We start from the raw sequence: 3124 nt of genomic DNA, 5'->3' as shown, positions 1-3124 counted from the left end.
GTGGTTTTGGGGGTGGGGAGGGGTGGGCATGGGGGACGTTCCGGTGAGGGTTGACGCCAGGAGTCTGGGGATCCTGCATGAGGCGTATCACAAGATGCGTGGGGGGCTGGCTCGGGATCGGTATGATTTGTACGACTACGTTCGCGCTACTGCGGCGAAGCTGGCGCCGTTCGACTCGTTCTATGTGGCGCTGCTGCACGGGGCCAACCGCGTGCGCTTTCCGTACGGGTATGAGGGGGCCGTCTTCGACGACCCCACCTCCCACACCTACGGGCCGAGCGGGCAGACGGCCTGGCTGGTCAAGCACCGGCAGACCTATCGCTTCGCCTACGACAACGGCGCGGTGCTGAACGCGGGCATGTCGTTCGGGGACACCCGCAGGCGGTCGGCCGACGCGGTCACCGTACCGATGTTCCGGACCGAACCGGGCTCTCGTGACGTGCTGTTCGGGATGGTGTCCATGCACAGCTACACCGCGGGCGCCTTCGACGACAACGCCGTTCGTTCGTTCGAGTGGCTCACCGGGTTACTGGCGCGGGTCCTGACCCGCGAGAAGGAGGACACCGAGGCCTTTCTCCTGCTGCTGCCGGGCGGTGGGGTGTCACGGACCCTCACGTCGGACCATGTCATCGAGTACATGGCCGCCCGGCTGTCCGAGATCCACGGCATCGCCCGGCGCATGGTGGAGGAGGCCGGAGAGGGAGCGGGAGGGGATGGGGGCGGTCTTCTGGGTCCTGACGAGATCGTTCGGCTCTGTGAGCAGACCCAGACCGAGCTGATGGAGATGGCGCTGTGGGCCGACCAGGGGCCCGAGCAGCGCTTTCTCTCGCTGACCGAGGTGGAGCAGCGGGTGGCCGTGCTGCTGGTGAACGGGCTGGGGAACCAGGAGTTGGCCACCGAGACCGGCCGGAGCCCGAACACCGTGAAGGCGCATCTCAAAAACATCTACCGGAAGTACGGGATGACCACCCGGGAGCAGGTCGCCGAGGACGTCCGCCGGCACCTCGCGCGTTAGGGCGTGTAGGGCGTATAGGGCAGCCGGGCTCCTGGCCTCCGGCACTCACCCGGTGGGTGAGTGCCGGCCCCGTACCGCTCATCCTCCGAGGGATGGGCGCGCGCCGGGCCCGGTGGCACGGTGGTGGCAGGCCGTCGCGGCGGGCGGCGGGCCTTCCGTTCGGAACACAGGGGACGCACTTCCATGACCCTCGATCTCTACCTGGACAAGACCGACGACGAACTGTTCGAGCTGCTCGGCGCCGGCCTCCTCGACGACGGACTCGGCATCTCCCCGGCGGACCGGGGCGCCAACCGCCGTTTCGGCAAGCAGTGGTTCGAGCACAAGCACCGTGATCTGCAACGCAAGATCTGCCACCAGGAGCGGGTCCAGGGCCTGCTCGGCACCACCGGCTCGGACCGGGTTCTGGACACGGCAGCGGTGTACGAAGTGCTCCAGCACCTCGGTGAGGAGCCCGCCACCGCGGGCGTGCTCGCCGTGCTCGTGGCCCGTATCGGTCTCGGATCCTTCTGTGCGAACGCCCCGGCGCCGTCATGAGCGGCGGGGAGTCGATGGCGGAACGCAAGCTCCGCCGGCTGCTGGTCAACCGGACCGACCAGCTGGCGCACATACGTGAGGAACTGGCCAGGCTCGGCGACCACGAGTCGCTCCGCCAGCTGGACGCGAGCATGGCGGAGTGGCGGAAGAGCGAGGGGCCGTCACCGTACGACCCCGCTACCGCGTTGATGCGGCATGTGACCGAGGAGATGAAGACGGCGCTGCGGGACCTGGGTTTCCCCCAGGAGCGGCTGGACACCGTGTTCGTCTGCTCGTTCCCGCAGGACGACGTGTCGGCCCAGATGACACCGTTCGCCGACGGATCGGGGCTGGTGGAGGTCTCGGACTCGATTCTCACGCTGGCCGGTCTGTACGGTCAGTTCTCCGGGATCGGACTGGCGCGGATCGGTGCGCGCGGCCCGGTCAGGGGACTGTTCGAGGCCCTCCGCGCGGCCCGTGCGGGGGCGATGGGTGGTGATCCCGCCGTACTCACCGCGCTGTTGCGCTACTACAACGTGAACCAGCGGGTGTACGGGAAGTCCGCGAAGCTGGGGCACCGGGCGGAGCCGCTGGTCATGGAGATCGGCAGCCTCGTCACGCTCCAGGCGGCCCGTTTCGTCATCGGTCATGAGATCGCGCACCACGTGCTGGGGCACCGGACCCCGATGAGCGCCTTCTCACCCGGTGAACACGTTCCGGCGTGCTCCGGCGACCAGCGTCTGGAACTCGACGCGGACCTGTTGGCCCACCGGGCGACCGTACGGGCGTCCGAGCGCGAGTTCGTGGGCACCGAGGCGGAACCGGCCGTACAGTTCTCCTCCGTTCTGGGCCCGCTGGTCGCGATGCTCGCGGTCCATGTGACCGAGCAGGCGCTGTTCGTCCGCAGCGGCACCACCCACCCGCCGGCGCGGATCCGGGCCAAGTTGCTCCTCGACCGGATCGACGAGCGGGAGCAGCAGGTCGCCACGCTCTTCCTCGGCACCCTGCTGACCGCGACGGAGCGCTCGGCGGTGTTCGACGGTTCCGCACCGGTCTTCGACTGGGAGTGGGTCGACCGGTCGCCCGATCTGTTGTCGACCCAGCCTCAGGAGTACCTGCGGTCCATCACCGTCCTCGACCGGCTCCAGAGCCGGTCCCGGGACTCGCTCGTCGAGCTGATGGAGCGGATGGCCGAGGACGCCGGGAGCTGGGTGGCGGACGGCGCGCGGCTCGCCAGCGGTGGCAACTACGAGGGTGCGCTGCGGAGTTGGGGCGTCGACGCGGAGACCGTGGCCGTGCTCGCCGATTCCCGGCGGGCGCTCCTTTTCCACACGCTGGTGGACGAGATACGTACGGGGCTCGCCAAGCGCGGTACGGCGGACACGGCGCTCCTCGGGGCCTCGGTGGCGGCGGCGTGCCTGGCCGGATCGGGACTGAGGTCGGCTGCGGGGAGGTGAGGGGGCGACAGCCGTGCTCAGCCGGGGGGGGCGGCGGCTGTTGTCCGCGTACGGGGCCCGGCTGCCGGCCTCTTCGGCCGGGGAAGCCACCCCGGGGAAGCCAACCCGGGGGCAGGGGAACGGGGGAACGGGGGAA

The 3124-nt window shown here is 69.6% G+C and carries 3 protein-coding genes; all 3 read left to right on the top strand.

What is annotated here, in order from left to right; all coding sequences use genetic code 11:
* Positions 1 to 127 precede the first annotated feature (127 nt).
* Positions 128 to 1015, top strand: coding sequence for a helix-turn-helix transcriptional regulator (locus tag GT042_RS15715; RefSeq protein WP_202532833.1), 888 nt, complete (start codon positions 128 to 130; stop codon positions 1013 to 1015).
* 183 nt (positions 1016 to 1198) lie between these two features.
* Positions 1199 to 1552 (top strand): hypothetical protein, encoded by a 354-nt coding sequence (locus GT042_RS15710; RefSeq protein ID WP_161309335.1) that lies wholly within the window; start codon positions 1199 to 1201, stop codon positions 1550 to 1552.
* Positions 1549 to 2988 carry a hypothetical protein gene (locus GT042_RS15705; protein ID WP_161309334.1) on the top strand — a complete coding sequence of 480 codons (1440 nt, stop codon included), beginning with the start codon at positions 1549 to 1551 and terminating at the stop codon, positions 2986 to 2988. The genes GT042_RS15710 and GT042_RS15705 overlap by 4 nt, the downstream gene beginning before the upstream one ends.
* The last annotated feature ends 136 nt before the right edge of the window (positions 2989 to 3124 follow it).

Origin of the sequence: Streptomyces sp. SID3212 (assembly GCF_009865405.1) — a bacterium.
GTDB lineage: Bacteria > Actinomycetota > Actinomycetes > Streptomycetales > Streptomycetaceae > Streptomyces.
Note: the sequence above shows the minus strand (reverse complement) of the source record. Positions and strands in the feature narration are given on the sequence as shown.

Bases quoted from the DNA above. Each gene is read 5' to 3' on its own strand.
- GT042_RS15710 (WP_161309335.1), top strand. From the start codon at position 1,199: ATGACCCTCGATCTCTACCTGGACAAGACCGACGACGAACTGTTCGAG.
- GT042_RS15705 (WP_161309334.1), top strand. From the start codon at position 1,549: ATGAGCGGCGGGGAGTCGATGGCGGAACGCAAGCTCCGCCGGCTGCTG.